Source organism: Gilvimarinus sp. 1_MG-2023, from assembly GCF_030548285.1.
In genome coordinates this window covers 1-329 of sequence record NZ_JAUOSC010000540.1, presented here as the reverse complement: position 1 = coordinate 329, position 329 = coordinate 1, and the positions used below count along the sequence as shown (strand labels likewise).

The window sequence follows — 329 nt, the reverse complement described above, 5'->3', positions numbered from 1 at the left end:
CGCTGGCACAGCGGCAGTCAATACGTCTGGATGACCTCAGGCAAGAGCACATTATTTTATTTCAAAGGGAAGAAGCCGTAGGTTTATTCGACAGCATTATCAATCTTTGCCAACGCCATCATTTTTCACCCCATATTTCTGCCCAGCCCAAACACATGCAGACAGTGTTAACCATGGTGGCCGCCGGGCTGGGGGTTGCTATCGCGCCCTTGTGCGTGTCGAAGCTGTTTACACAAGGCTGTCGATTTATGCCGATTGAAGATGACCACACCCAGGTACTGACGCAAATGCATTACCGCTCATCCCGACTGGCACCCACAGCCCAGGCC

The 329-nt window shown here is 52.3% G+C and carries 1 protein-coding gene; it reads left to right on the top strand.

Annotated features, from left to right (window positions below):
• Positions 1-2 precede the first annotated feature (2 nt).
• Positions 3-329: LysR family substrate-binding domain-containing protein (locus Q4563_RS23650; protein ID WP_442903784.1), on the top strand; the 327-nt coding region annotated here is incomplete at its 3' end.